The organism is Leptolyngbya sp. 7M (assembly GCF_018128485.1).
Genome location: NZ_CP070897.1, coordinates 4,557,661 through 4,577,640, shown reverse-complemented (window position 1 = coordinate 4,577,640; position 19,980 = coordinate 4,557,661). Strand labels below are relative to the sequence as shown.

Below are 19,980 nucleotides of genomic sequence, written 5' to 3'. Positions count from 1 at the left end.
GACAGGTGTCAACCAACTTTCTATAAAAACAGGCGGATAACAACAAAGCCACCTATGAGCAGAACAAGAAACACGATGGTCAATATCTCAAAATATCTGTCGATGAACTTCTTGATCGGTGCACCAAAGAAATAGAAAAGTGCAGCGACAAGGCCAAACCGTGCCCCGCGACCTATTATTGACGCAATAACAAGAGTTGAAAGAGAGACCTCGAACGCACCAGCGGCAATCGTAAACACTTTGTAAGGGATCGGCGTAAAACCCGCGGCCAGGATCGCCCAAAATGCATGCTCGTTGTAGAGGCTGCGTACAGTTTCATAATGTCCCATCGCCCCATAAAACTGTAAAATAGGCTGGCCGACGGTTTCGTAAAACAGCATTCCGATAAAGTATCCGAAAACACCGCCGAGCACAGAACCTGCCAAACAGACCGCCGCATACCGGAATGCCTTAGAAGGTGTTATAACCGCCATCGCTATCAACAAGACATCGGGCGGGATGGGGAAAAATGATGATTCGGTGAATGCGATAATAAATAATGCCCATTCAGCGTATGGCTTCTCTGCGTAGCTCTCCACCCACGATTTCAGCCTTCGCAAATATTCAAAGATCTTTTTCAAACAAGTATCCCTCGATCAATTAATTATTATCCCGGTCCTTCCAGCCATGACGGCCGATGAGCGGAACAAATGTGCAAGGTCCGCAATTCTCTTTCGTGAAGCCTTTTTCGCTTGTGATAGGCTTCGGTGGCTTCGTTCAGCGTTACGGCTGGTTTCACATAATCATAAGCATTCGTGTGAACGGCCCAAAGACGATCGGCTAACGTCTGAAGCGGGACTGGCAAATCTTGGTAAGCGGTGACGGTATTGGCCCAAATGGTATCGCCTCCAACTGGTGGAATTTCTATAGCTCGCAAGATTGAACCAAGCGGCGGACGATCCACAAACGTGACATCGGTGTGCCATTCATTTGAGCGCGTTGCCGTGCGGCCATAATCGAGATCCAATACTTCTGGATGTTCACCTAGGGGTGGTAAGGTTGGGTGGGCTGTCGTCAATTCACCAAAGTAGCGAGCAAAGGCAATCTGTTCATCTGCACTCAGATTTTGCTGCCGGAAGAAGATGACTTTGTATTGCACCAAAGCTTTTCGGATTTCGTTAATTACCGAATCATTCAGCGTTCTACTCAGATTGACGCCTCTAATTTCCGCGCCAATTCGCCCAGCAATCGGATAGATGTCTAAGTTAATACTCATAGTTCACTCCAAGTCATTTCAAGTGCGAATTCTCTTATTTATCGGTCCAAACAACCTCACGCACATTGATCTCTTTAGGAATCAGGCCAATTTTCTGGAAAGTATCAGCAATTTTCTGTTGATCATTGATTACATCGTCTGTGATTGGCAATACACCATATTCGCGGCGCTTCTCAGCTTTCTCCAGTGGAGCCGGATCGATTTTCAGTTCTGGAGCTAGGAACTTGGCGACATCGGTTGGTTTTTTAGCAGCCCAGTCACTCACTTGCTTAACGCTATTCAACACTGCTTTGAGCTGTTCTGGATGCTGCTCAACAAAGGATTTGGCTGCTAAATAATAGCCGCGATTCGGGGCTAGCCCAGTGGCATCGGTGATGATTCGCGCTCCAGCCGCTGATTCTGCCACCGCTAAGAAGGGATCCCAAATCGCCCAAGCATCGACTTGTCTACCTTCAAAAGCAACTCTGGCATCCGCAGGTGGCAGATAAGCAGGTTCAATATCGCTAAACTTCAATCCTGCCTTTTCTAGAGCTGCAACCAGTAGATAGTTAGTGTTGGACCCTTTAGCAACCGCAACCTTCTTGCCTTTTAGATCGGCCACAGATTGAATCGGCGAATCCTTAGGCACCACAATCGCTTCTGCTTTAGGACTCCAAGGATCATAAGCCACATATAGTAAGGGCGCTCCAGCAGCTTGGGCAAAAATCGGCGGGGCTTCTCCCGTATAGCCAAAGTCAATTGAGCCGGCGTTTAATGCCTCTAGCATGGGTTGACCGGCTGGAAATTCAGACCAAGACACGGTTGCGCCAGAATCTGCAAGCGTTTTGGCTAAATCCTCACGGGTTCTGAGCACATTGAGAATAGTAGCAGCCTTTTGATAGCCGATCCGCACTTGGACGGATTGAGTTGGGGCCGCTGGGGCCGTTGTAGAGTTAGAGGTTGAATTAGGCGAGCAAGCAGCGGTGATGAAGCTCAGTCCTAATCCAACCGCAAACAAAAGGGCAAATGGTCGTCGTGGCAGGGCTTGAAAGCAGCGTCGAACCCAATGAAACGGCAACCATTGCTGAAGTGCATCAAGCATATTGGATTTCCTTTAATTCCCAGTTCACAAGCGAATGATCAATCTCCGGTATCTTTATCAAGATATAGTGGATTTCATATAAGGGTACCATAGAAGTTGATAGCTGTGACAAGCATCTTTACAATTTGGCAACTAAGGAAGCGCTGAGTGAAAAATAATTACGAAATGGCAGCAAAGAAAACTCATCAAGATGGATAAACCCACACGCTTACAAATGAAATTAATTTATGCCTCTTCCAGTGTAAGTTCTGCTACTCGAAAAGCATTTCAGCTATTGTCAGAAATTAGTTGAATAGCCTTTGTACTTCAGTTATTTCAGATCATGAGCAAATTTGCTTTAGCTGAATGTTAGTCATCTCATTTTTGCTAATCTCACTAATGCGGTTAAAACTGAAATGGCCAATCTCGCATAACCTTGCCAGCAGCTCTGCCTTTCAGAATCACTTGGGACGTCATATCGCCTTGGGGCTTGAGTAGAATCGGGTTCATTTCCACCCGTGGGGCAATGCCAGCGGCCCATGCCTGCACTGCCTGCGCATGACCGATTTCTCCCCCAGAAGCAGTGACATAGGCATTGAGCGCCATGTTTTGCCCCTTAAACGGAGCCACGCGCCAGCCCCGCCGGCTTAAAATCCGACAGAGCGCTGTACAGAGCAGCGACTTCCCAGCGTGAGATGTCGTTCCCACAACCATGATGGCTTTCATGCCAGTCCTCCTTCATCCCTCTATATCATTGCTATGCAGAAGCAAGCGATATCCCTCAGGTCGCTCCACCGCTGCTAAAGCGGCTGTAACCAATCCGGCAAACGAAGCCATCGACTCAGGGAATTATATAAACGATCGCGCCAGTTCGCGGCAGGAAGCTTACCTTCTTGCTGCCACTGTTCCACCAACAGATGCCCCAATGGGGTCAAGCGAAAGCTGCTGGTCAACCCCTGACCATCCACCTCTCGCCGTAATAGTCCCACCTGAATTAACCAAAGCATTAACTGCTCAACCGCCATTTCTGGAAGCGGCTGCTGACTGTATCCATTTTCAACGCCTGCAGATCCGGCAATCGCCCTGATATCTACACTTTGCCGCCGCATCGTTGTAAACAATTTCAATTGAAAGGGAGCACAACGAACAGCTCGTTCGGCTCGCTCTAGGGTTGCGGGAGAATATCGCGGCACCTTTGCAGTGGAAGTCATAGGGCACTATGTATCTGGGGCTACTAACCTACCTAATCCTACACCGACATGCTCTGTAAGTTGTGCAGTTTAGCTAAGCTGCGAATCAAACTGGGGCTACTATATTGCCCTCTATATTATGGCTTTTCTCAAAGTTGAGGCGATTTTAATCCTGGTAATTCCATCCGGACGCTCTAAATGATTGTCTAATTCTCACTACTTTTATTTTGCTGGTCCATTCACCCTAGTGTTTGATATCAATTCGCATAGTACTAAAACAATGTTGAGTAAGCGATAATTCCGATAGCAAGTATGACATCAGGATGCGCGCGTTTTTTCTGATGGTTTTTCTGATGGTTCTTCTGGGGAGTGCTTCGACCTTTGTAACTAGCTTTGTAACTGGCTTTGTAACTAGCTTTGTAAACTAGGGTTGGCGGAGGCGATATGGCTGTTATCAACGTGAAATCAGGACCAGCAGTAGCAACTTTAGGAACGAACGATGGTGAGCAATAATGGCGTAGACGATCAAGCGTTTGGAATTGTGCCCATTTTGGCAGCACCTGGAGGGTCTAGTCCAGAAGTTGACGCAGAAAAATATTTGCTGATTCAGCATCAAGCAGGGCACTGGGGATTCCCCAAGGGTCACGCCGAGTTGGGCGAAACGCCAATTGAGTCAGCCTGTCGAGAGTTTGAAGAAGAAACAGGAATTCGCGCCTATCGGCTAATTGGCACCACCAGTTTTAGTGAAACCTATACCGTCTTTAAAAAAAGCAAAACGCTACGCAAGACGGTAACTTATTTTGTGGCTCTCGTGAATTCAGCCGAGGTGAACTATCAGGCTGACGAGATCCGCGATTATGCCTGGCTACCGTTCCAAGCTGCGCTGGAGCAAATCACCTTTGTGCAAAGCAAACAGCTTCTGATTCAAGTCAATGATTATTTCCGAACTAATTTGGGGAACCTGCTCAACATCTAGACAAGGGTAGAAAAAATTGAGGCAAAAGGTCTATCTCATGGATGAGGGCTGAGCCGTGCCGCGATTGTTAACTTCTGTTGAGGAAGTTTTGCAAAGGACCGATATAACTATGCTTCAGCGCAATCGTGTTTTCAAAAAGTTTTTGTTGAGTGCCGCCGGATTGGGCGTTTTTGCGACGTTAGCGGCTTGCAACCAGCCCCAAACCACCTCTGAAGTTGCGCCTGCACCTGATACGACTCAAGCGCCGACCACAGAAGCCCCGACCACAACCCAAGCTCCACAAACGAAGCCGCCGGACACGGATTTTATGCCACCGGAACTTCTATGGTGCTGCATCCGCGCAATCCCTATGTGCCCACGGTACACCTCAACTATCGCTACTTTGAAGCTGGTCCAGTCTGGTGGTTTGGTGGTGGCATCGACCTGACGCCCTACTATCCCTTTGTTGAAGACGTGAAACACTTTCACCAAACCTTGAAGGATGCCTGCGACCGGCACCACAGCGAGTACTACCCGACCTTCAAACGCTGGTGCGACGAGTACTTTTATCTCAAGCATCGGGGCGAAACTCGCGGTGTTGGCGGCATCTTCTTTGACTATCAAGATAGTCGCGGTAAGCTTTACCACGGCCCCGACTCCAAGGGACCGGCAGCGGCCTATAGCGATGCAATTGGTGAGGTAGAACCTCGCAGTTGGGAACAACTATTTGCCTTTGTGCAAGACTGCGGCAATGCCTTTCTACCCGCCTATGTGCCGATTGCCGAAAAGCGCCAAACTACCGAGTGGGGCGAACGGGAGCGCAACTTCCAGCTCTACCGACGCGGACGCTATGTTGAGTTCAATCTGGTCTATGACCGAGGCACAATCTTTGGCCTGCAAACCAATGGTCGTACTGAGTCCATTCTGATGTCGCTGCCGCCCTTGGTCCGCTGGGAGTATAGCTACCATCCGGAGCCGGAAACGCCGGAAGCCCAACTCTACGAGGTTTTTCTCAAACCACAAGACTGGTTAGGCAGCACGGTTAGTTAAACCGATCTAGACAAGACCGCAAAAATCCTGTGAGGATTGACCTTCCTTGGGGCAAGATAGATAGTGCTAAGTTAAACTACGTTAGGGTTCAATGGCCCTTAATGCAGTAGTTGATTCAGGCATCGCAGAAGGATTGGCCTAAGATACTCATAAGTCCCAAGGAAGGATACATCTCCAATGGAGCAGACAATCCGTACCACTCAAGATGGCAGAACTGTTGTTGTTCTCACACCGACCGGGCGGCTTGATATTACGACAGCATGGCAATTTCGGCCCAAGCTGCAAGAGTGTATTTCTAAGATTAGTCCTCACATTGTTGTAAACTTGGGCCAAGTCAACTTCATTGATAGTTCTGGATTGACATCCTTGGTGGCCGGAATGCGCGATGCCGATAAAGTCAAAGGCAGTTTTCGCATCTGTAAGGTGCATCCCGAAGCCAAGCTCGTCTTTGAAGTGACAATGATGGACTCGGTGTTTGAGATTTTTGATACCGAAGAAGATGCCCTAGAAGGCGTTTCTCGTGGCATTACTACCTAGCCTGCGGCGGATTAGAGCAAAGGGCTGTGCCAACCTATGGTTTCTCTACGATAAAAAATGAGGGGAAGCAACTTCCCCCTTGAGCTTGAGCTGAATTTGTGCTGGACTCAGTTCGAGTCTTAGCTGAGTTGAACCGACATCAAACGAAACTCATCTTTATGACTCTTAATCTTCGTGATCTTCAAACGGATCGTCCAGTTCCTTAGCAGGCGGCCCAAATGAGGTGTAGATCGAGAGCGCAGTGATTGCCAACAGAAAAGCTCCAATCGCTACAATCATTGCCGTGGCAGGCTCCAGGTTCTGAATGCTAAAAACTGTTGCAAGCTCCATATTTTGAAGAACCATAAATAGTATTATTCTTATGATATTACGGATCATTAAAAACGTTAGAGAACTATAGAAGGTCACTCATGGCACAGCGGACTCGCTTGGGAGATATCCTTAAACCCCTCAACTCTGAATACGGTAAGGTCGCCCCTGGCTGGGGAACCACGCCCCTGATGGCAGTTTTCATGGGGTTGTTCTTTGTTTTCTTGCTGATTATTCTGCAGATCTATAACTCCTCGCTGCTCCTGAACGGCGTCGAGGTCGATTGGTCTAGCCTCGGTGGCTAAGGCTGGCTCTCGGCTTAGCTTGATGAGTTTTCATAACGATTGCCCTGGGTTGTCCGGGGCTTTTTAATAGTTTTGAGTTTTGAGTTAAGCGATTGAGGTGATGGCTTACTAGAGGGAGGGGCTGCCGACGTGAGTGAGATGCTCATACGACAAGGACAATTACGCAACAGTGTGAGCATCTCGTTCGCGGATTTATAGCACTATTCAGCAGCATCGCTGTTTTTAATAACTGTCTCGAGCAGACTGCCCTAATTACTCTCAGAAAAGCTTCAAAAACTTAACACTTGAGACTTATTTTCTCAAGAAATGTATAAAGCCTGACATTTTTATAATTGACTCGCTACACTAAAACTAACAGCTAGAGAGAGTTAGGCGTATTAGAGCCAAAATCTCAAAGCGTTTGTCGATTATTACTAATTGCTACTAACCTGAAAGGAGATTCTGGATTCAAAACTCAGGAATCAGAAGTCAGCATCCATCTTACAGGTTGCATCTCAAAACTGGTGATTGATCATTTATCTGCTCAGAAAATAGCAAGAAAATAGCAATGACATTAAAATGACATTAGAATGTCACTAATAGCATATCACCAACAGGGCCATTGAGAGCATCATTTGCGATTCATTTTTACTTCACAAAAGGCTCTACAGAAGAACTGGTGATTTGCGAATAATACACGAAGTTTGTGGCGTGAGGATGGATTTCAAACTAGTTGCTATATGTTGCACACCCAGGTAGCAGGTGGACATCGTTAGTCATTAGCTTAGGATCACCATTTGTCTTATCTGCTCTCTGTGAATAAGCCGTGACTAAGCCGTGACTAAACAGTCACCCCTGACCAATCACCAGGAAAATTACTGAGCAAACATGCATCAAACACTGCATTGGAGAAGGGTTTCTTCTTCTAAGAGAAATGGTATGCACTAAAACGAGTCAACAAGCTGCACCAAAAGCCAGATCGCGAGGCGCATCACAAGGCGCATCAGAGGAAGTGATCCGAGGATATACTCTACCTTCACTTCTAAATGACGCCTGCGTTTATACGCCCAATGCCCATGCCTTTAATCAATGGACGGAAACTGGATGGCAGCCGCTATCCAATCAGGCATTCCGAACGGCGGTTGAATCTCTGGCGCTGGGATTAGTGGAGTTGGGGTTAAAGCAGGGCGATCGGGTTGCCTTATTGATGCACAGCGATATTCACTTCTGTATCGCCGATCTAGGCTGCCTGCTAGCCAACTTGGTAGATGTACCAATTGATCTAACCCAAACCCTCGAACATATTATTTTTGTGCTGCGGCACAGTGAGGCCAAAGTCCTAATCATTTCCAATTTGGATTTGTTGACCCAGATTGCGCCTTACCTGGAAAACACCGCATTGCAGCAGATCATCATAGCCACAGTACCGGAACACTGGACCCCAGCGACTGCATCCACCTCAGAGTCGGCCCAGAGCAAGGCTGAACCCATTCCTGAAGCTGCCTGTCTCGATGTACCGATGCTGCTGCATCCGGTTGCCAATCACCCGGCTAGTGCCTTTCCTTGTCATCTGCCGGTTTATTCGCTAGCCGCCATTCAAACTAAAGGTCAGGAGGTAGGGCCAGAAACTCAATCGCGACTCCAGCAGTTGTATGCCAACTTGCAACCGTCTGATTTGGCGACGATCGTTTACATCCCCGATGAACATGGCCAACCCCAGGGGGTCATGTTAACCCACGAAAATCTGTCGGCTAATGCTCTGACTTCATTTGCCGTGATTCCTGGTCTGAAGCGCGGCGCAGAAGTCGTACTTTCCTTTCTGCCGTTGAATCATGTTCTCGCCCGTACCCTACTGTACGGTCACATCAGTCAGGGATACAGCATCTATTTCTCTAATCCGAATCATGTAATGAAGCATCTCCAGCAGGTACATCCGACCATCCTCGTGACAGTGCCGCTATTGCTGGAGAAAATTTATAGCAAGATTCTGGAAACCAGCCAGAAATCCGGGTCTGTTCTAGAGCAGGTACTGTTGCGCTGGGCCTTGGCGTTGGCTCGGCAGTACGAACTGGGCAATCCTCCGCGAGGACTGTATGCCCTTCAGCTCAAGCTCGCCGACTGGCTGGTGTTTGCCAAATGGCGGACACTGTTTGGCGGGCAGCTTACCTCAAACCCGGCAACCGCAGCCAGTCATCCACACAGGCTCGATTCACATCGAGTTTAATCCCCAAGGCAGCAGCAGCTCTCAATTCGGCCACAGACTGAAAGCGGTAGTAAGGGTCCTGAAGGAGACGATGGCGGAGTGACATTGATATAAGGTCTCAGGAGGTGTGGCAGTGGTTGAGAGGGCAGGAGCTAGGAGTCAGGAGTCAGGAGTTATTGGTCATTTGGCCAGAAGGCAGTATTCCATAGAAAACCTAGAAAGACTTAGCGAATGCGATCAAGCAACTGACGGCGCTTTTGTTCAAATTCGTACTCTGAGATCAACCCTTCTTGTCGGAGCTGTTCAATTTGCCGCAGCGCTGACGCTACTCGTTCTACTTGCAGCTCTACTTGAGCAGGAGCAAACGGCCCTTGCTTGGACAAGGCTTGACCGGAAGTGGGATTAAGCGAAGGGGGATTAAATCTGCTATCAAACTGATCACGGTCTTGAAATAAGTACCAAATGGCTTCGACGATGCTGGCGATTCTAGGGATTGGGGTCCAACTCAACAAAAGATAGATCACCCCCCATTTGGGCTGACCCAGGTAAAACTTATGCAGCCCCGGTAGGAAAATACCGGCACACGCCAATAGGGCTGCAATTTTTCGATCCTTCGCTTTACTCAGCATGTCGCCAATCGAGACCATTTGCTTAAATAGCCACCAGGGAAAAAATAGTTACCAGCCGCCTATTAGACGCAACTCGGCACAGATAGTACTACCCCAATCGCCTGCAATCGCTTTATTGTATCGAGGGCAGACCAAATAGAACCAGTGAACTTTCCGTCATAACTTTCGTCTCAATTCCAGCGGGATTGTACTAGGGTAAAGTAAGCTTACCAACATAGGGGGCTTTACCATCTCAGATGAAAATCCATGGCAGCAGAGAGCAAAATCGCAGCCTTGGTTGATTTTCTCCGAAAGAAACTGCTTAACTGATTTCATCGGCTTCTACCGGGAAGAAAGCGCTGCCAATTCCCTGCTATTGAGACTTCTGTATACTGATATCTACAGCACAACTGCCTCCCTGAAATGTCACAGATTTCTTTCTCTTCAGAATGGCTGAGTCAACTCTCTGATCCCTACGCGGTGTTGGGCCTGTCTGTGGCAGCAGATGAACGACGAGTCTTGAAGCGTTACCACACAATTGCTAAGCTACTTCACCCCGATACATTGATTGCAGCCGACCCTGCGATTCAAACCCTCGCCGGTCAAATTTTGGCAAAGCTGGTGAACCCGGCCTATCAGCGACTCAAGCAGGAAAAAGAACGAGCCGAAACGATCGCATTGTTGCGGTTGCGAGTTCGACAAATTAACCAGGATGAATCGCTACTGCCACAAGGAACAATGGCGCGTCAGCTCTTGAAGCTACCGTTGCAAGAAGCCGATGTGTTTTATGAGCAATCGGTCGTTCAACTGGGAGAAGTGCAATATCGCCAGCTCGCCAAGTTTGAAGCCAGCACTCGCCAGCTTGCAGAGTTGAATTTGACCTACCTATCATTGAAAATCGGCGATCCAGTGATTCGGGAAAAGCGGACTGGAATTGTTTCGGCAACTCAGGTCAAACCAGCTCAGTTTGCACCCAGCCAGACCGAAACACCGCAGATTGCGATTAACTATGCCCAGCGTCATTATTACCGAGCGCAAGAATACGCCAAGAAATCTAACTGGACGCAGGTAGTAGCTGAATTACGAGATGCAATTCGTCTAGAGCCGAATCGCAGTGAGTACCACTCTCTCTTGGCGAAGGCGTATCTGATGCAGAATTTAGTCGGCATGGCTAAAGTCCACTTCCGGCAGGCGCTAAAATTTAACCCGAATGATCCACTCGCGTTGCAGTATGCCAAACGGCTGGACTTGACTGACCCAGTTCCCAAAGCCACCGCCAGAGCCAGCAGTGGGTTATTTAGCTTGTTTACTAGAAAGCGGTAGAGCCTTATGGCGAATCCATCCTGGTCCCGTCGCCACATTATTTCCTTAGCGGATTTTCACTTACCGTAGGGTTTGAGCCACAGGTCTGCCACATCAATCAATTTCGCCATCCAGGGGTCGTGCCAGTCGCTCTGCTCAAGATCGGTTTCGATCCCCATACAGCGCAGGTAAAAGTCAACAGCATAAACCGCTAGCGCCTTCAAATAGGTTGGCTGAGTTTGGGGTCCTTGCTGTTGGGCCATTGCATGAGCTGCAAATGAAAGCGGTACAGTAAAGGTAAGCGGCTCTATGGTTTGATTCATAGCTGATTTCGCTGCACTCCAACCATTAACAACATCAGCATCCGTAGCAACAGGTATTTAAAAATAACTCCTGCCAGCAGGACAGTTTAACTATACTTCTAAGTACTTTTTGAAATAGGGAATCAGATGTTTGAGTTGACGATTAAAGAAACTGCAAAGTGTCTGGGATGGAATATCCAAAGTGGCGGCAACTTCGGGCCAGGTTTTGCCTTCTACAAATTTAGCAATCGCCAATGTCTGAAACGTTATGTCGGGGCGCTCTCGCAACCGCTGTTTTTTGAGTAGCCCTTCGGGATCCTGTTGCAAAAATTGCTGGATGGGCAGATCGGCCTCTGGGGCAGGAGACGGCCTGGGTAAATCCTCCAGAGAAGGAAGTCGGACCGGAAAACGGCTGCCTGTCGGCATTTGGGTGATACCCTGCTTCTGATAGTCTTTCACCACTTCAGTAAACTGATGCTGTAATCGAAAGTTCACCCATGCCATGACTGGATTTTCTGGTCTATATTGCTCAACTGTTTGGCAGATGATTAACAGCGTTCGTTGCAGGGCCTCATTGTATAGATCTTCGTAAAGGCTAGCCGGCCAAATCGACCGCTGTGGATGCCCCAATTTACCCGATCGCAGAATTTCGTTCACCAGCCGATTCAAAAAGTGCCGCCGTTCCGGACTGGAGGAGCCTAAAGCTTGGATCGCTTGAATCCACTTGGCTAGCCTCGCCTCTAGCGGATCCTGAGCCGCATCCGCTGCCGCGGTCGAATCATAAATATCCTCCTGCCTATCCACCATGAATCTGCTCCGCCGTTTTGAAGTCAATCGGCATTCTGCACCCAGTGGCTACAGCTCGCGCTTCACCTCCCTGCATTGTCGTGTTTCTCTACTAACGATTCTGCTTGCATCTGCCCAATCAATGGAACTTGTTACGAATCTTAACATTAAATTCTTTTCTGGTAAGTAGATGGGCACAATTAAACGTTAGATAAAGAAACCGGAGGGGCGCTTCCCCGATTTCCTTGGGTTCTCTGTTTAATTAAGGCGGTCTACTTATAGTTCTACAAACGATGCGTTACGGTGAGTAGCAAAAAGACGGAATGGCAGCAAAGAATCAAATCAGGAACAAATTTTAGATGAAGGAGGAGGTGATAATTCTTAAAAAACAGATTGGCATGATAATCAACGAGAGTGGTCACAACAGATCATCAGATTGGATGAGAGTTTTCTCATGTTTTGCATAGAAGCGATCATGGTAGATGCTTGATTGAATGAGAGTTTTCTCATGTTTCGTTCTTCGTCTGGACAGATGGGCTAAACTATTTTACGCAACCCTTTATAAGCAATGTAATGTAGCAATGAAATAATCTATCAAATTTAATTGGAGAAATTCAATTGGAGAAACCCAATTAGAGAAACCCAATTTAAAGCTGAGGTTGAATCAGGATCTTCGTTCAGCATGGCTGATTTAGTGCTCTACCTACTGGTCCAGTTCGATTGTTGGCCGGTAAAGCCATTGCTTGTGGCTTGAAATGATTTAACTCACCTGAAAACTTCTGAGAGCCTTAGCTATGAATATTGTATTCACCTACGGTCCAGGTACAACGCTGGAACAGATGGTCGCCTTTGAAACGGCGGGTCGTCTTTGGTCTACCTATTTTACGGATGATGTAACGGTCAATATCTATGTTGAACCCAGTAGCACTCTGCCGACGGGTGTTGCTGGTGGCGCACTAATGGGGATTGAGGCAGATGAGTCCTACTCAACCTGGCGCACTCGTCTGGCTGCCGATCGAATGGAGATCATCCACTTCATTTCTTAGGAGGCATGGTGACTGCTGTCTACCTGGGTGGAGGTTGGGGATTAGTTCAGCGAATGTGGATTGTGATTCGAGAAAAAGCCCAATCTCATGAAAGATGGTGAGCAGATATTGCTGAAATAGACGAGGATGGCTGGCTTCTGCAAGCGATTAGAAGAGAGCAAGCTTTACTAGAAACGCTCTGATTAATAGCGGAGTGATTTTTCCGCTCCCCCATCTTCCTTACCTCCTCTGTCTTCCTCCTCCTCCTCCTCTCCCTACTCCTGCTTCCGTTTCTGAATCGTAAAAGAAATCGATGGTGAAACGGTGGGAGCGAAATTGGGCAATTGGGGACCTGTTCCCGATTGAGATGGGGCTTCGATGTTAGGGGGAATGGGAGAGTCAGCGGATGATTGGCGAGGGATCGCCTCTGGTGGGGAAAGCAAATCGGGAACTAAAGTAGCGTCTGGTTCTAAGGGCAATTTTGCTTGAGGTGGATACCAGTGCTCTGCATTGGAGACAATCGCCAACAGCAAACCGGCCATACCATAAACCGGCAGGGGCAGCTTCAGATGTTGCAGCCATTGGTAGAGTTCTGCTGCCCCGAAAAATACAACAACGGCAACTGCCCAAACTTTCATAGCAATTTTCTATTAGCAGAAATATTTCTTTTAGGATAACGGCAAGCCGTTGCTCAGGAGCAAGTTGCTTCAAAGTTGCTTCAAAGTTGCTTCAGAGGCGGCTGACTCGACATTGGGTTTGGGTGCCTGGTCCCATCTCCAGGGTATCGCCCATTTTTTCTCCATCATGATAAGCGGCCAGCAGCACTTCGCTGGTTTTTCCCCAGGCAATCGTCCCATCGGCGGCAATGCCAATGGCACCAAAATCCCGTTTGCGGGACTGAGCCTCTTGAAATGAGCACTCAAATGCTTTGAGCAGGGGCATCCCATCCGTGACTCGGATGACGATGCGCGCAGCCAGACATTCTTCAATAATGTCTTCGCCGATCCCTGTACAGCTAATGGCTGCATGTGCATCGGCATAATTGCCCGCTGGCATGGCCGAATCGCTGACTCGACCGATGCGCTCAAACCCTTTGCCACCGGTTGAGGTTCCTGTAGCTAGCCGTCCATGAGAATCGAGCACCACCACGCCGATGGTCCCGCGTCCAGCTTCGGAAACTAGCTCGCGTTCAGCTACTACGCCAGCCATCGCTTTATCAAAGTTGCCTTCTCGTTCCAGGATCCACTCCTGTAGTCGGATTTTGGTCAGCGGGTCGTAGTAGGGCAACTGCAATTCTCGCATCAGCTCCAGTGCACCCATATCCGACAAAACGCGGTCATCGGAGGTTTGTAGAAACTCGGCCAGCTCAATCGGGTTTTTGACGCGCGAAACGTTAATTACACCGCTGAATCGCTGTTGGGTGCCATCCATTAAAGAAGCACTCATGCGAATCTGCCCGTCGGACTGAAGTACTGAGCCGGTACCTGCATTAAAGCGCGGATCATCTTCTAGAAGCTGGCAGCCACGAATCACCGCCGACTTAGCATCTGTGCCTGCTAGCAGCAGCTCATAGACTTCAGTAATTACCGTGTAGAGGGATCGACGCACTGCATCTGCGCCCGCTTTACCTTTCAGGGAGCTGCCTGCTCCACCATGAATAATTAGCTTGGGCTGAATTAAACCCGTTGACATAGTTGAGAGATACCCTAGATTTCAGTAAACGCAATAGGCCGAACACGGTTCAACAGCAGCATCAGACGGGAATACACAAGCGAACCTAGCTGGAGCGGCAAAGCAAAACCTAGTGGAGCTGCAACGAATCGAGACTGACGCTAACTGAACTGAATGCTGGCGATCGGAACAGTCGTGCTTCAGCGGCCTTTAACAATATCTGAAGATAGCAGAAACTGAGCCACCTAGGTCTCTGATCAATCTGTGGTTTGGGATGCGGTTCGATGCCGCCGACAGCGCTCCGAGCAATACTTTACTTCATCCCAGCAGTCTTCCCACTTTTTGCGCTTGCAAAAGGTGATTGCAGCGAGTTCCGGTTTTCAACGCTGGCTAGCAGAACGGGCACTGGCCAACCGGCAGATGCAAAGCTCTAGTTTGGAGCAGCTAGTGAGCCGGTATTTGCGAGAAACTTTAGAGACATTGGCTTATTAAGCTGAATAAGTAACGAAGCTCTGGGGCTGGCGGGTTAAAGTCAGCCCATGCTGCTCTTGAATAGATAACGCCCGCCTGCGCGGGTGAGTCAGACATTTGTCAAAGGCTGCAGAGTCTACAGAGAGACTACAGGCCAAGCCCTTCGATAATCTCACCAAGGCGACCATTCAGGATTCCCCCAAACCGTTCTTGAATCGAGGCAAATTGCTGATAGGTTGATACAACTCGATTGACGTTGATGTAGACCCGGTTGCTGGGGTAGTTCTGCAACACTTCAATCAGGCTGATTTGGCTGTCTTCAGCCGAGGTGGTGAGAGCCGTGCGCAGTTTGTCCTGATCATCGCGCCGATTAGGAACATACAGATACTCGCTTACTTCTTGTAGCAGCACATCGCCAGCGGGACTGCCTAGCAGTAGTTTTAGGGTTCTGGGACTCGTGGAGACTTCTTCCGTCAGGATTTGGCGGAATTGCTCCTCTTCAAGGTCAGCCAAGCGGAGATAGCGCCGCAGACGGCGGGACGTTTCTCCCGTCTCAACAAATTCGTTTAAATCGGAGACGGGGAGCGAGCCGCGAAAAATACCATAGCGTAAGACTACCGTCTCAGCAGCTGGGGTAGGTAAGGCTATCGTGACGACTGTTCCTAGGGTTACCAAGCCAGTCAACGCTAAACGTAATCGATGCCCTAGCTTTAGCATGGTTTTGTTCTCCGCAGTAAATCCCTTAATTTGGCATAACACACCCAAGGCTAGTCCCACATCCCCCTAGTGGGCTGGCTACACCCTAGCCTATGTAGGTGAAGAAATCCAGCCTGTTGCCAGCAGTGGTTTGAGCGGTAGTTGATTAAGCGACAAGTGGACCACTTCTACAAAATCCTCTTCCTACAAATACTTTTGCAGCAACAGCTTTAGCTTATCTTTGGTAGCGGCTGGAGCTTTGTCCAGGGGAGTGATGATGGCATACTTCAGAGCTGAGTGGGCTTCGGAGGCCGGTGGGTTCTGGCTCAGCCGCCGCACGGTTTCCTGAATCACTCGCTGGGCATTGACGGCATTTTTGGTTAGGTTGCCGATTACCATTTCCACCGTGACGCTGTCATGGTCGGGATGCCAACAGTCGTAATCAGTGACGAGCGCTAGGGTGGCGTAGGCAATCTCGGCTTCGCGGGCTAGCTTGGCTTCTGGCAGGTTGGTCATGCCAATGATCGTAGCTCCCCAGCTGCGATACAGATTGGACTCGGCCTTAGTAGAGAAAGCGGGGCCTTCCATACAGACATAGGTGCCGCCTCGGTGCAGGTCAACGTCGGGCAAGTTCAGGCTGGCAATGGCGTCCGCTAGGACTGAAGCCAAATGGGGGCAAATTGGGTCGCCGAAGGTGATGTGGGCCACCAAGCCTTCTCCAAAAAAGGTAGAAACGCGGTTTTTGGTGCGGTCAATAAACTGATCGGGCACGACCATGTCCAGCGGCTTCACCGCGGCTTGCAATGAACCGACTGCCGAAGCCGAGATCAGATACTCGACGCCGAGGCTCTTCATAGCGTAGACATTGGCTCGAAATGGTAATTCTGACGGCATCAAGGTATGGTTCCGACCGTGTCGCGCCAGAAAAGCCACTCGCGTTCCGTCCAATGTTCCTAAAATCAGCGCATCCGACGGTGGTCCAAACGGGGTATCAATTTGCACTTCCTCGACATCCTTCAGGGCTTCCATTTTGTAGAGTCCGCTGCCGCCAATAATGCCGATCTTGACCTGCTCCGTCATGAGTTTTTTCCTGTAATGCCAAGGTAATGCCAAGTCATTTTACACGCTTGTTTGCTGCGGTGGCAGAGGAAGGCTCTTTTGATTAAGCTTTGAAAGGACTTCAATTGGTAATTGATTCTGGTAAATTATTGGAAGCAAATTAGTTAATTGACGGGATTGATGCAAACGACCAGCAGGCTACATTTCGGCTTCTTGCTGTTGATAGAGACAGAAATAGCGACCCCGCAGTGCCATCAGCTGATCATGGGTACCGATCTCAACTGGAGATCCCTTATCCATCAACACAATCGTGTCGGCATTGCGAATCGTACTGAGGCGGTGCGTAATGAAGAACACGGTACGCCCTTGGAACTCTTCTGCCAGATTGAGACACACGCGACGTTCTGAATCGTAGTCTAGCGCACTGGTCGCCTCATCTAGAATCAACAAGCGGGGATGCTGCAAAACGGTTCGAGCAATCGCAATCCGCTGCCGCTGTCCGCCAGAGAGAGAAGCACCCCGTTCACCGACGCGAGTGTTGTAGCCACTGGGTAATCCCATAATGAAATCATGGGCTGCCGCAATTTGGGCGGCTCGGATGATTTCTTCCGCTGATGCCCCTGGGCAGGTAAGGGCAATGTTCTCTTGAATTGTGCCTTCAAACAGCAAGCTATCCTGGGGCACAATCCCGACTTGCTGCCGCAAGGAGTTGAGTTCTACCTTGCTGATGTCATAACCATCGATCAAGATTCGCCCTGATTCGAGATCATACAAGCGTGGCAAGAGTTTCATCAGCGTACTCTTACCCGAACCGCTGAGACCAACAATGCCCACAAACGATCCAGTCGGGAACTCGAGGCTAACGTTATTGAGCTGGTAAGGCCCGCTGGTGCCAAATCGGAAGGAGACATCGTCGAATTTAACAGCGCCTTGAATGGGAGGCATTGGAATATTGAGGCGATCCACTTCGTCTGCTTCAGGGGCAGAATCGATGATGTCGCTCAAGCGCTCTAGCGACAGCCCCACTTCCTGGAAGTTCTGCCAGAGTTGCGCTAATCGCAGCAGTGGGCTAGTGACATAGCCGGCAATGATCCGGAAGGCAATTAATTGACCCAGAGTCAGCTGGTTTTGCAAGACCAAGTAGGCACCCACCCACAGCACCAGCAGTCCAGAAAGCTGGTTCAGGAAGTTACTAGCCGATCCAGCCGTTGTAGAGGTCAATACCGTCTTAAAACCAGCGCTAACATAGCGGGCATAGCGCTGTTGCCACTGCCATCTGGCTCGAAGCTCCATATTCTGGGCTTTGACGGTTTGGATCCCGGATACCACTTCTACCAAATAGGACTGGGTTTCAGCGTTGCGCTCGGCCTTGACTCGCAACTGCTGGCGAATCAGTGGTGAGGCCACCATTGCTAACAGCACAAACAGAGGAATCGTCACCAGTGAAACCAGCGTCAACAGCCAGCTATAGATGAACATCACCACAATGTAGATTACCGAGAAAACGGCATCCAAGACCACGGTCAAGGCCGTACCAGTTAAGAATTGGCGGATATTCTCTAGCTCGTTAATCCGGGTTGCCAGTTCACCCACAGGTCGCTTCTCGAAGTACCTCAGGGGTAAACGAAACAGGTGATCGATGATCTCCGAGCCTAGAGACATATCGATCCGGTTGGTGGTATCAACAAATAGATAGGTCCGTAAGCTGCTAAGCACGGCTTCAAACACTGCCAACACCAGCAACAAAATCCCCAACACATGCAGCGTATCGACGCTTTTTTGGATGATTACCTTGTCGATGATCACCTGAATCATCAGAGGGTTGGCTAGGGCAAATAGCTGCACAAAGAAAGAGGCAATGAACACCTCGATCAAAACCCGGCGATGTTTGCGAATTGCGGGCAAAAACCAGGACAGACCAAAGCGCTGTTGTGGCGTTTGCTTAGTGGGTTTGAGCAGCAGAACTTCGCCTCGCTCTCCCCAGGTCTCGACAAAATCGGCTGGTTTGCGGCGGACAATGCCCAGTTCCGGCACTGCAATCACCAGCTCACGCTCGCTAATGCTGTAGAGCAGCGCCAAACTGTCTTGCCACTGCACTAGTGCTGGCGCTTCTAATCGACCAATTGCGCTAGCTGGAACCACCACAAGTTGAGCGTTAAGGCCCATCATTTCCCTTCAGCCCTTGCAACTGCTGGGAAGCCATTTCAATGTCTTCGATCAGCGTACTTTCAGTAAGTTCAAGCTCCAAGCTTTGGGGATCGAGACCCGTAGTGTGCAATATGCGCTGAATTTGCTGGTAGAGATGGGGTTGTTTGAGCTGATAGCCCGACAGGTTCACTGCAATGGTCAAATCGTCTAATCCAGCTTGTTGCCAAGCCTTGAGTTGTCGGCAAGCACTCTGCAAAACCCATTTTCCCAATGGCTCGATCAAACCTGTGACTTCTGCAATAGGAATAAACTGAGCAGGTGACACAAGGCCACGAGTAGGATGCTGCCAACGAACCAATGCTTCTGCTCCAACGATCCGGCCCGAGAGCAACTCCACCCTAGGCTGATAGACCAAATGGCATTCCTGTCGATCCAGTGCCCGCCGTAAATCCATTTCTAGGCCCAGATCCTGGTCAGGAGTCGCTTTCGGACGAGTTAAGACTTCACAGCCAATCAGCGAATGCAGGTAGTTGAGTTGGTCTTGAGCCGCTCGCAGTTGAGCCGCATAGCGCACCCGGTCAGCAGCCACCGATCGATGTTTTTGTAGCGCCACTTCAATGGTTGTCTTCAGGTCATGGGGCTTAAAGGGTTTGACCAAGTAGCCATAGGGATCGGTTTGTTTCGCTCGTTCTAGGGTTTTATCGTCGGCGTAGGCCGTCATGTAGATCACAGGCAGATGACATTGAGCATTGATGGCACTAGCAGCCCGGACGCCATCAATCTCGCCTTGCAGCATAATGTCCATCAAGATCAAATCCGGCTGAGTTTGGGCAGCCTCGGCAACAGCGGCTTCACCAGAATCAACAATGGCAACAACCAGATAGCCTTGCTGATTGAGATGTCGAGCAATGTTTTCTGCGACAATTAGTTCATCCTCAGCAATGAGAATTTTGGGTGGAGTCGCGGGAGCAGTCATATCAACCAGTTAATATCCTCGAATCTCGCAGTTTTCAACCCCTAAATTCAACCTCTACTGCAATTTCTCGCTGAAACTCAGCTCCTAGATGTT

Annotated in this window: 22 protein-coding genes and 1 pseudogene; 7 read left to right on the top strand and 16 right to left on the bottom strand. The window is 49.2% G+C overall.

Annotated elements, in window-relative coordinates:
* Positions 1–20: 20 nt before the first annotated feature.
* The 5 genes from JVX88_RS23460 to JVX88_RS23440 all read right to left on the bottom strand — a co-directional run bounded on the left by JVX88_RS23460 (position 21) and on the right by JVX88_RS23440 (position 3,526).
* Positions 21–620: a YqaA family protein gene (locus JVX88_RS23460; protein ID WP_211620713.1), complete on the bottom strand. Its 600-nt coding sequence runs from the start codon at positions 618–620 to the stop codon at positions 21–23.
* Positions 621–646: 26 nt separating this feature from the next.
* Positions 647–1,255: a TauD/TfdA dioxygenase family protein gene (locus JVX88_RS23455; protein WP_211620711.1), complete on the bottom strand. Its 609-nt coding sequence runs from the start codon at positions 1,253–1,255 to the stop codon at positions 647–649.
* Positions 1,256–1,289: 34 nt separating this feature from the next.
* Positions 1,290–2,336 (bottom strand): sulfonate ABC transporter substrate-binding protein, encoded by a 1,047-nt coding sequence (locus tag JVX88_RS23450; RefSeq protein WP_211620708.1) that lies wholly within the window; start codon positions 2,334–2,336, stop codon positions 1,290–1,292.
* 384 nt (positions 2,337–2,720) lie between these two features.
* Complete coding sequence (locus tag JVX88_RS23445; RefSeq protein ID WP_317134416.1) at positions 2,721–3,041, bottom strand: hypothetical protein; 321 nt, start codon at positions 3,039–3,041, stop codon at positions 2,721–2,723.
* 74 nt (positions 3,042–3,115) lie between these two features.
* The gene (locus JVX88_RS23440) at positions 3,116–3,526 is read right to left on the bottom strand and encodes an Npun_F0494 family protein (protein ID WP_051925746.1); all 411 of its coding nucleotides are present in this window, start codon (positions 3,524–3,526) and stop codon (positions 3,116–3,118) included.
* 478 nt (positions 3,527–4,004) lie between these two features.
* On the opposite strand from JVX88_RS23440, the gene JVX88_RS23435 reads away from it, so the two are divergent.
* From JVX88_RS23435 to JVX88_RS23425, 3 genes and pseudogenes are all read left to right on the top strand, one after another.
* A complete protein-coding gene (locus tag JVX88_RS23435; RefSeq protein ID WP_211620705.1) occupies positions 4,005–4,481 on the top strand; it encodes a bis(5'-nucleosyl)-tetraphosphatase in 477 nt (158 codons plus the stop codon).
* A gap of 279 nt (positions 4,482–4,760) precedes the next feature.
* Positions 4,761–5,510, top strand: a pseudogene (gene hemF, locus JVX88_RS23430) (oxygen-dependent coproporphyrinogen oxidase); the annotation flags it as partial.
* 177 nt (positions 5,511–5,687) lie between these two features.
* The gene (locus tag JVX88_RS23425) at positions 5,688–6,047 is read left to right on the top strand and encodes an STAS domain-containing protein (RefSeq protein WP_211620703.1); all 360 of its coding nucleotides are present in this window, start codon (positions 5,688–5,690) and stop codon (positions 6,045–6,047) included.
* A gap of 165 nt (positions 6,048–6,212) precedes the next feature.
* On the opposite strand, the gene psbN is transcribed toward JVX88_RS23425, so the two are convergent.
* Positions 6,213–6,392: a photosystem II reaction center protein PsbN gene (psbN, locus tag JVX88_RS23420; RefSeq protein WP_410503728.1), complete on the bottom strand. Its 180-nt coding sequence runs from the start codon at positions 6,390–6,392 to the stop codon at positions 6,213–6,215.
* 65 nt (positions 6,393–6,457) lie between these two features.
* Here psbN and psbH point away from each other — a divergent pair, with 65 nt between their 5' ends.
* Positions 6,458–6,661, top strand: a complete 204-nt coding sequence (psbH, locus tag JVX88_RS23415; protein ID WP_211620700.1) for a photosystem II reaction center phosphoprotein PsbH — start codon at positions 6,458–6,460, stop codon at positions 6,659–6,661.
* A 913-nt stretch (positions 6,662–7,574) separates the two neighbouring features.
* Positions 7,575–8,864 carry an AMP-binding protein gene (locus JVX88_RS23410; protein WP_211620697.1) on the top strand — a complete coding sequence of 430 codons (1,290 nt, stop codon included), beginning with the start codon at positions 7,575–7,577 and terminating at the stop codon, positions 8,862–8,864.
* 203 nt (positions 8,865–9,067) lie between these two features.
* On the opposite strand, the gene JVX88_RS23405 is transcribed toward JVX88_RS23410, so the two are convergent.
* A complete protein-coding gene (locus JVX88_RS23405) occupies positions 9,068–9,490 on the bottom strand; it encodes an NINE protein (protein ID WP_263975221.1) in 423 nt (140 codons plus the stop codon).
* Positions 9,491–9,874: 384 nt separating this feature from the next.
* On the opposite strand from JVX88_RS23405, the gene JVX88_RS23400 reads away from it, so the two are divergent.
* Positions 9,875–10,774: a J domain-containing protein gene (locus JVX88_RS23400; RefSeq protein ID WP_211620695.1), complete on the top strand. Its 900-nt coding sequence runs from the start codon at positions 9,875–9,877 to the stop codon at positions 10,772–10,774.
* 56 nt (positions 10,775–10,830) lie between these two features.
* Here the strand turns inward: JVX88_RS23400 and JVX88_RS23395 are convergent, their stop codons facing one another.
* Both JVX88_RS23395 and JVX88_RS23390 read right to left on the bottom strand, forming a co-directional pair.
* The gene (locus JVX88_RS23395; protein ID WP_211620693.1) at positions 10,831–11,076 is read right to left on the bottom strand and encodes a DUF1822 family protein; all 246 of its coding nucleotides are present in this window, start codon (positions 11,074–11,076) and stop codon (positions 10,831–10,833) included.
* 90 nt (positions 11,077–11,166) lie between these two features.
* The gene (locus JVX88_RS23390; protein ID WP_211620690.1) at positions 11,167–11,862 is read right to left on the bottom strand and encodes a hypothetical protein; all 696 of its coding nucleotides are present in this window, start codon (positions 11,860–11,862) and stop codon (positions 11,167–11,169) included.
* Positions 11,863–12,635: 773 nt separating this feature from the next.
* Between JVX88_RS23390 and JVX88_RS23385 the strand changes: the two genes are divergently transcribed.
* The gene (locus JVX88_RS23385) at positions 12,636–12,887 is read left to right on the top strand and encodes a hypothetical protein (protein WP_211620688.1); all 252 of its coding nucleotides are present in this window, start codon (positions 12,636–12,638) and stop codon (positions 12,885–12,887) included.
* Positions 12,888–13,141: 254 nt separating this feature from the next.
* Here JVX88_RS23385 and JVX88_RS23380 read toward each other — a convergent pair whose 3' ends face one another.
* From JVX88_RS23380 to JVX88_RS23350, 7 genes are all read right to left on the bottom strand, one after another.
* Entirely contained in the window at positions 13,142–13,504 is a 363-nt protein-coding gene (locus JVX88_RS23380) for a hypothetical protein (protein ID WP_211620686.1), read from the bottom strand.
* A gap of 91 nt (positions 13,505–13,595) precedes the next feature.
* Positions 13,596–14,558, bottom strand: a complete 963-nt coding sequence (locus JVX88_RS23375; protein WP_211620684.1) for an isoaspartyl peptidase/L-asparaginase — start codon at positions 14,556–14,558, stop codon at positions 13,596–13,598.
* Between the two features lie 236 nt (positions 14,559–14,794).
* Complete coding sequence (locus JVX88_RS23370; RefSeq protein ID WP_225931704.1) at positions 14,795–14,899, bottom strand: DUF2256 domain-containing protein; 105 nt, start codon at positions 14,897–14,899, stop codon at positions 14,795–14,797.
* Positions 14,900–15,155: 256 nt separating this feature from the next.
* Positions 15,156–15,725 (bottom strand): alpha/beta hydrolase, encoded by a 570-nt coding sequence (locus JVX88_RS23365; protein ID WP_211620682.1) that lies wholly within the window; start codon positions 15,723–15,725, stop codon positions 15,156–15,158.
* 183 nt (positions 15,726–15,908) lie between these two features.
* Complete coding sequence (locus JVX88_RS23360; protein ID WP_211620680.1) at positions 15,909–16,784, bottom strand: S-methyl-5'-thioadenosine phosphorylase; 876 nt, start codon at positions 16,782–16,784, stop codon at positions 15,909–15,911.
* A 177-nt stretch (positions 16,785–16,961) separates the two neighbouring features.
* Positions 16,962–18,932 (bottom strand): peptidase domain-containing ABC transporter, encoded by a 1,971-nt coding sequence (locus JVX88_RS23355; RefSeq protein WP_211620678.1) that lies wholly within the window; start codon positions 18,930–18,932, stop codon positions 16,962–16,964.
* Positions 18,919–19,887, bottom strand: a complete 969-nt coding sequence (locus JVX88_RS23350) for an EAL domain-containing protein (protein ID WP_211620676.1) — start codon at positions 19,885–19,887, stop codon at positions 18,919–18,921. The genes JVX88_RS23355 and JVX88_RS23350 overlap by 14 nt, the downstream gene beginning before the upstream one ends.
* Between the last annotated feature and the right edge of the window lie 93 nt (positions 19,888–19,980).

What these genes read in the sequence shown, in the direction of transcription:
- JVX88_RS23365 (WP_211620682.1), bottom strand. Translation starts at nt 15,725, where the DNA reads ATGCTAAAGCTAGGGCATCGATTACGTTTAGCGTTGACTGGCTTGGTA.
- JVX88_RS23410 (WP_211620697.1), top strand. Translation starts at nt 7,575, where the DNA reads ATGGTATGCACTAAAACGAGTCAACAAGCTGCACCAAAAGCCAGATCG.
- JVX88_RS23425 (WP_211620703.1), top strand. Translation starts at nt 5,688, where the DNA reads ATGGAGCAGACAATCCGTACCACTCAAGATGGCAGAACTGTTGTTGTT.
- psbH (WP_211620700.1), top strand. Translation starts at nt 6,458, where the DNA reads ATGGCACAGCGGACTCGCTTGGGAGATATCCTTAAACCCCTCAACTCT.
- JVX88_RS23435 (WP_211620705.1), top strand. Translation starts at nt 4,005, where the DNA reads ATGGTGAGCAATAATGGCGTAGACGATCAAGCGTTTGGAATTGTGCCC.
- JVX88_RS23405 (WP_263975221.1), bottom strand. Translation starts at nt 9,490, where the DNA reads ATGGTCTCGATTGGCGACATGCTGAGTAAAGCGAAGGATCGAAAAATT.
- JVX88_RS23355 (WP_211620678.1), bottom strand. Translation starts at nt 18,932, where the DNA reads ATGATGGGCCTTAACGCTCAACTTGTGGTGGTTCCAGCTAGCGCAATT.
- JVX88_RS23400 (WP_211620695.1), top strand. Translation starts at nt 9,875, where the DNA reads ATGTCACAGATTTCTTTCTCTTCAGAATGGCTGAGTCAACTCTCTGAT.
- psbN (WP_410503728.1), bottom strand. Translation starts at nt 6,392, where the DNA reads ATGGTTCTTCAAAATATGGAGCTTGCAACAGTTTTTAGCATTCAGAAC.
- JVX88_RS23385 (WP_211620688.1), top strand. Translation starts at nt 12,636, where the DNA reads ATGAATATTGTATTCACCTACGGTCCAGGTACAACGCTGGAACAGATG.
- JVX88_RS23380 (WP_211620686.1), bottom strand. Translation starts at nt 13,504, where the DNA reads ATGAAAGTTTGGGCAGTTGCCGTTGTTGTATTTTTCGGGGCAGCAGAA.
- JVX88_RS23350 (WP_211620676.1), bottom strand. Translation starts at nt 19,887, where the DNA reads ATGACTGCTCCCGCGACTCCACCCAAAATTCTCATTGCTGAGGATGAA.
- JVX88_RS23360 (WP_211620680.1), bottom strand. Translation starts at nt 16,784, where the DNA reads ATGACGGAGCAGGTCAAGATCGGCATTATTGGCGGCAGCGGACTCTAC.
- JVX88_RS23445 (WP_317134416.1), bottom strand. Translation starts at nt 3,041, where the DNA reads ATGAAAGCCATCATGGTTGTGGGAACGACATCTCACGCTGGGAAGTCG.
- JVX88_RS23455 (WP_211620711.1), bottom strand. Translation starts at nt 1,255, where the DNA reads ATGAGTATTAACTTAGACATCTATCCGATTGCTGGGCGAATTGGCGCG.
- JVX88_RS23440 (WP_051925746.1), bottom strand. Translation starts at nt 3,526, where the DNA reads ATGACTTCCACTGCAAAGGTGCCGCGATATTCTCCCGCAACCCTAGAG.
- JVX88_RS23450 (WP_211620708.1), bottom strand. Translation starts at nt 2,336, where the DNA reads ATGCTTGATGCACTTCAGCAATGGTTGCCGTTTCATTGGGTTCGACGC.
- JVX88_RS23395 (WP_211620693.1), bottom strand. Translation starts at nt 11,076, where the DNA reads ATGAATCAAACCATAGAGCCGCTTACCTTTACTGTACCGCTTTCATTT.
- JVX88_RS23390 (WP_211620690.1), bottom strand. Translation starts at nt 11,862, where the DNA reads ATGGTGGATAGGCAGGAGGATATTTATGATTCGACCGCGGCAGCGGAT.
- JVX88_RS23375 (WP_211620684.1), bottom strand. Translation starts at nt 14,558, where the DNA reads ATGTCAACGGGTTTAATTCAGCCCAAGCTAATTATTCATGGTGGAGCA.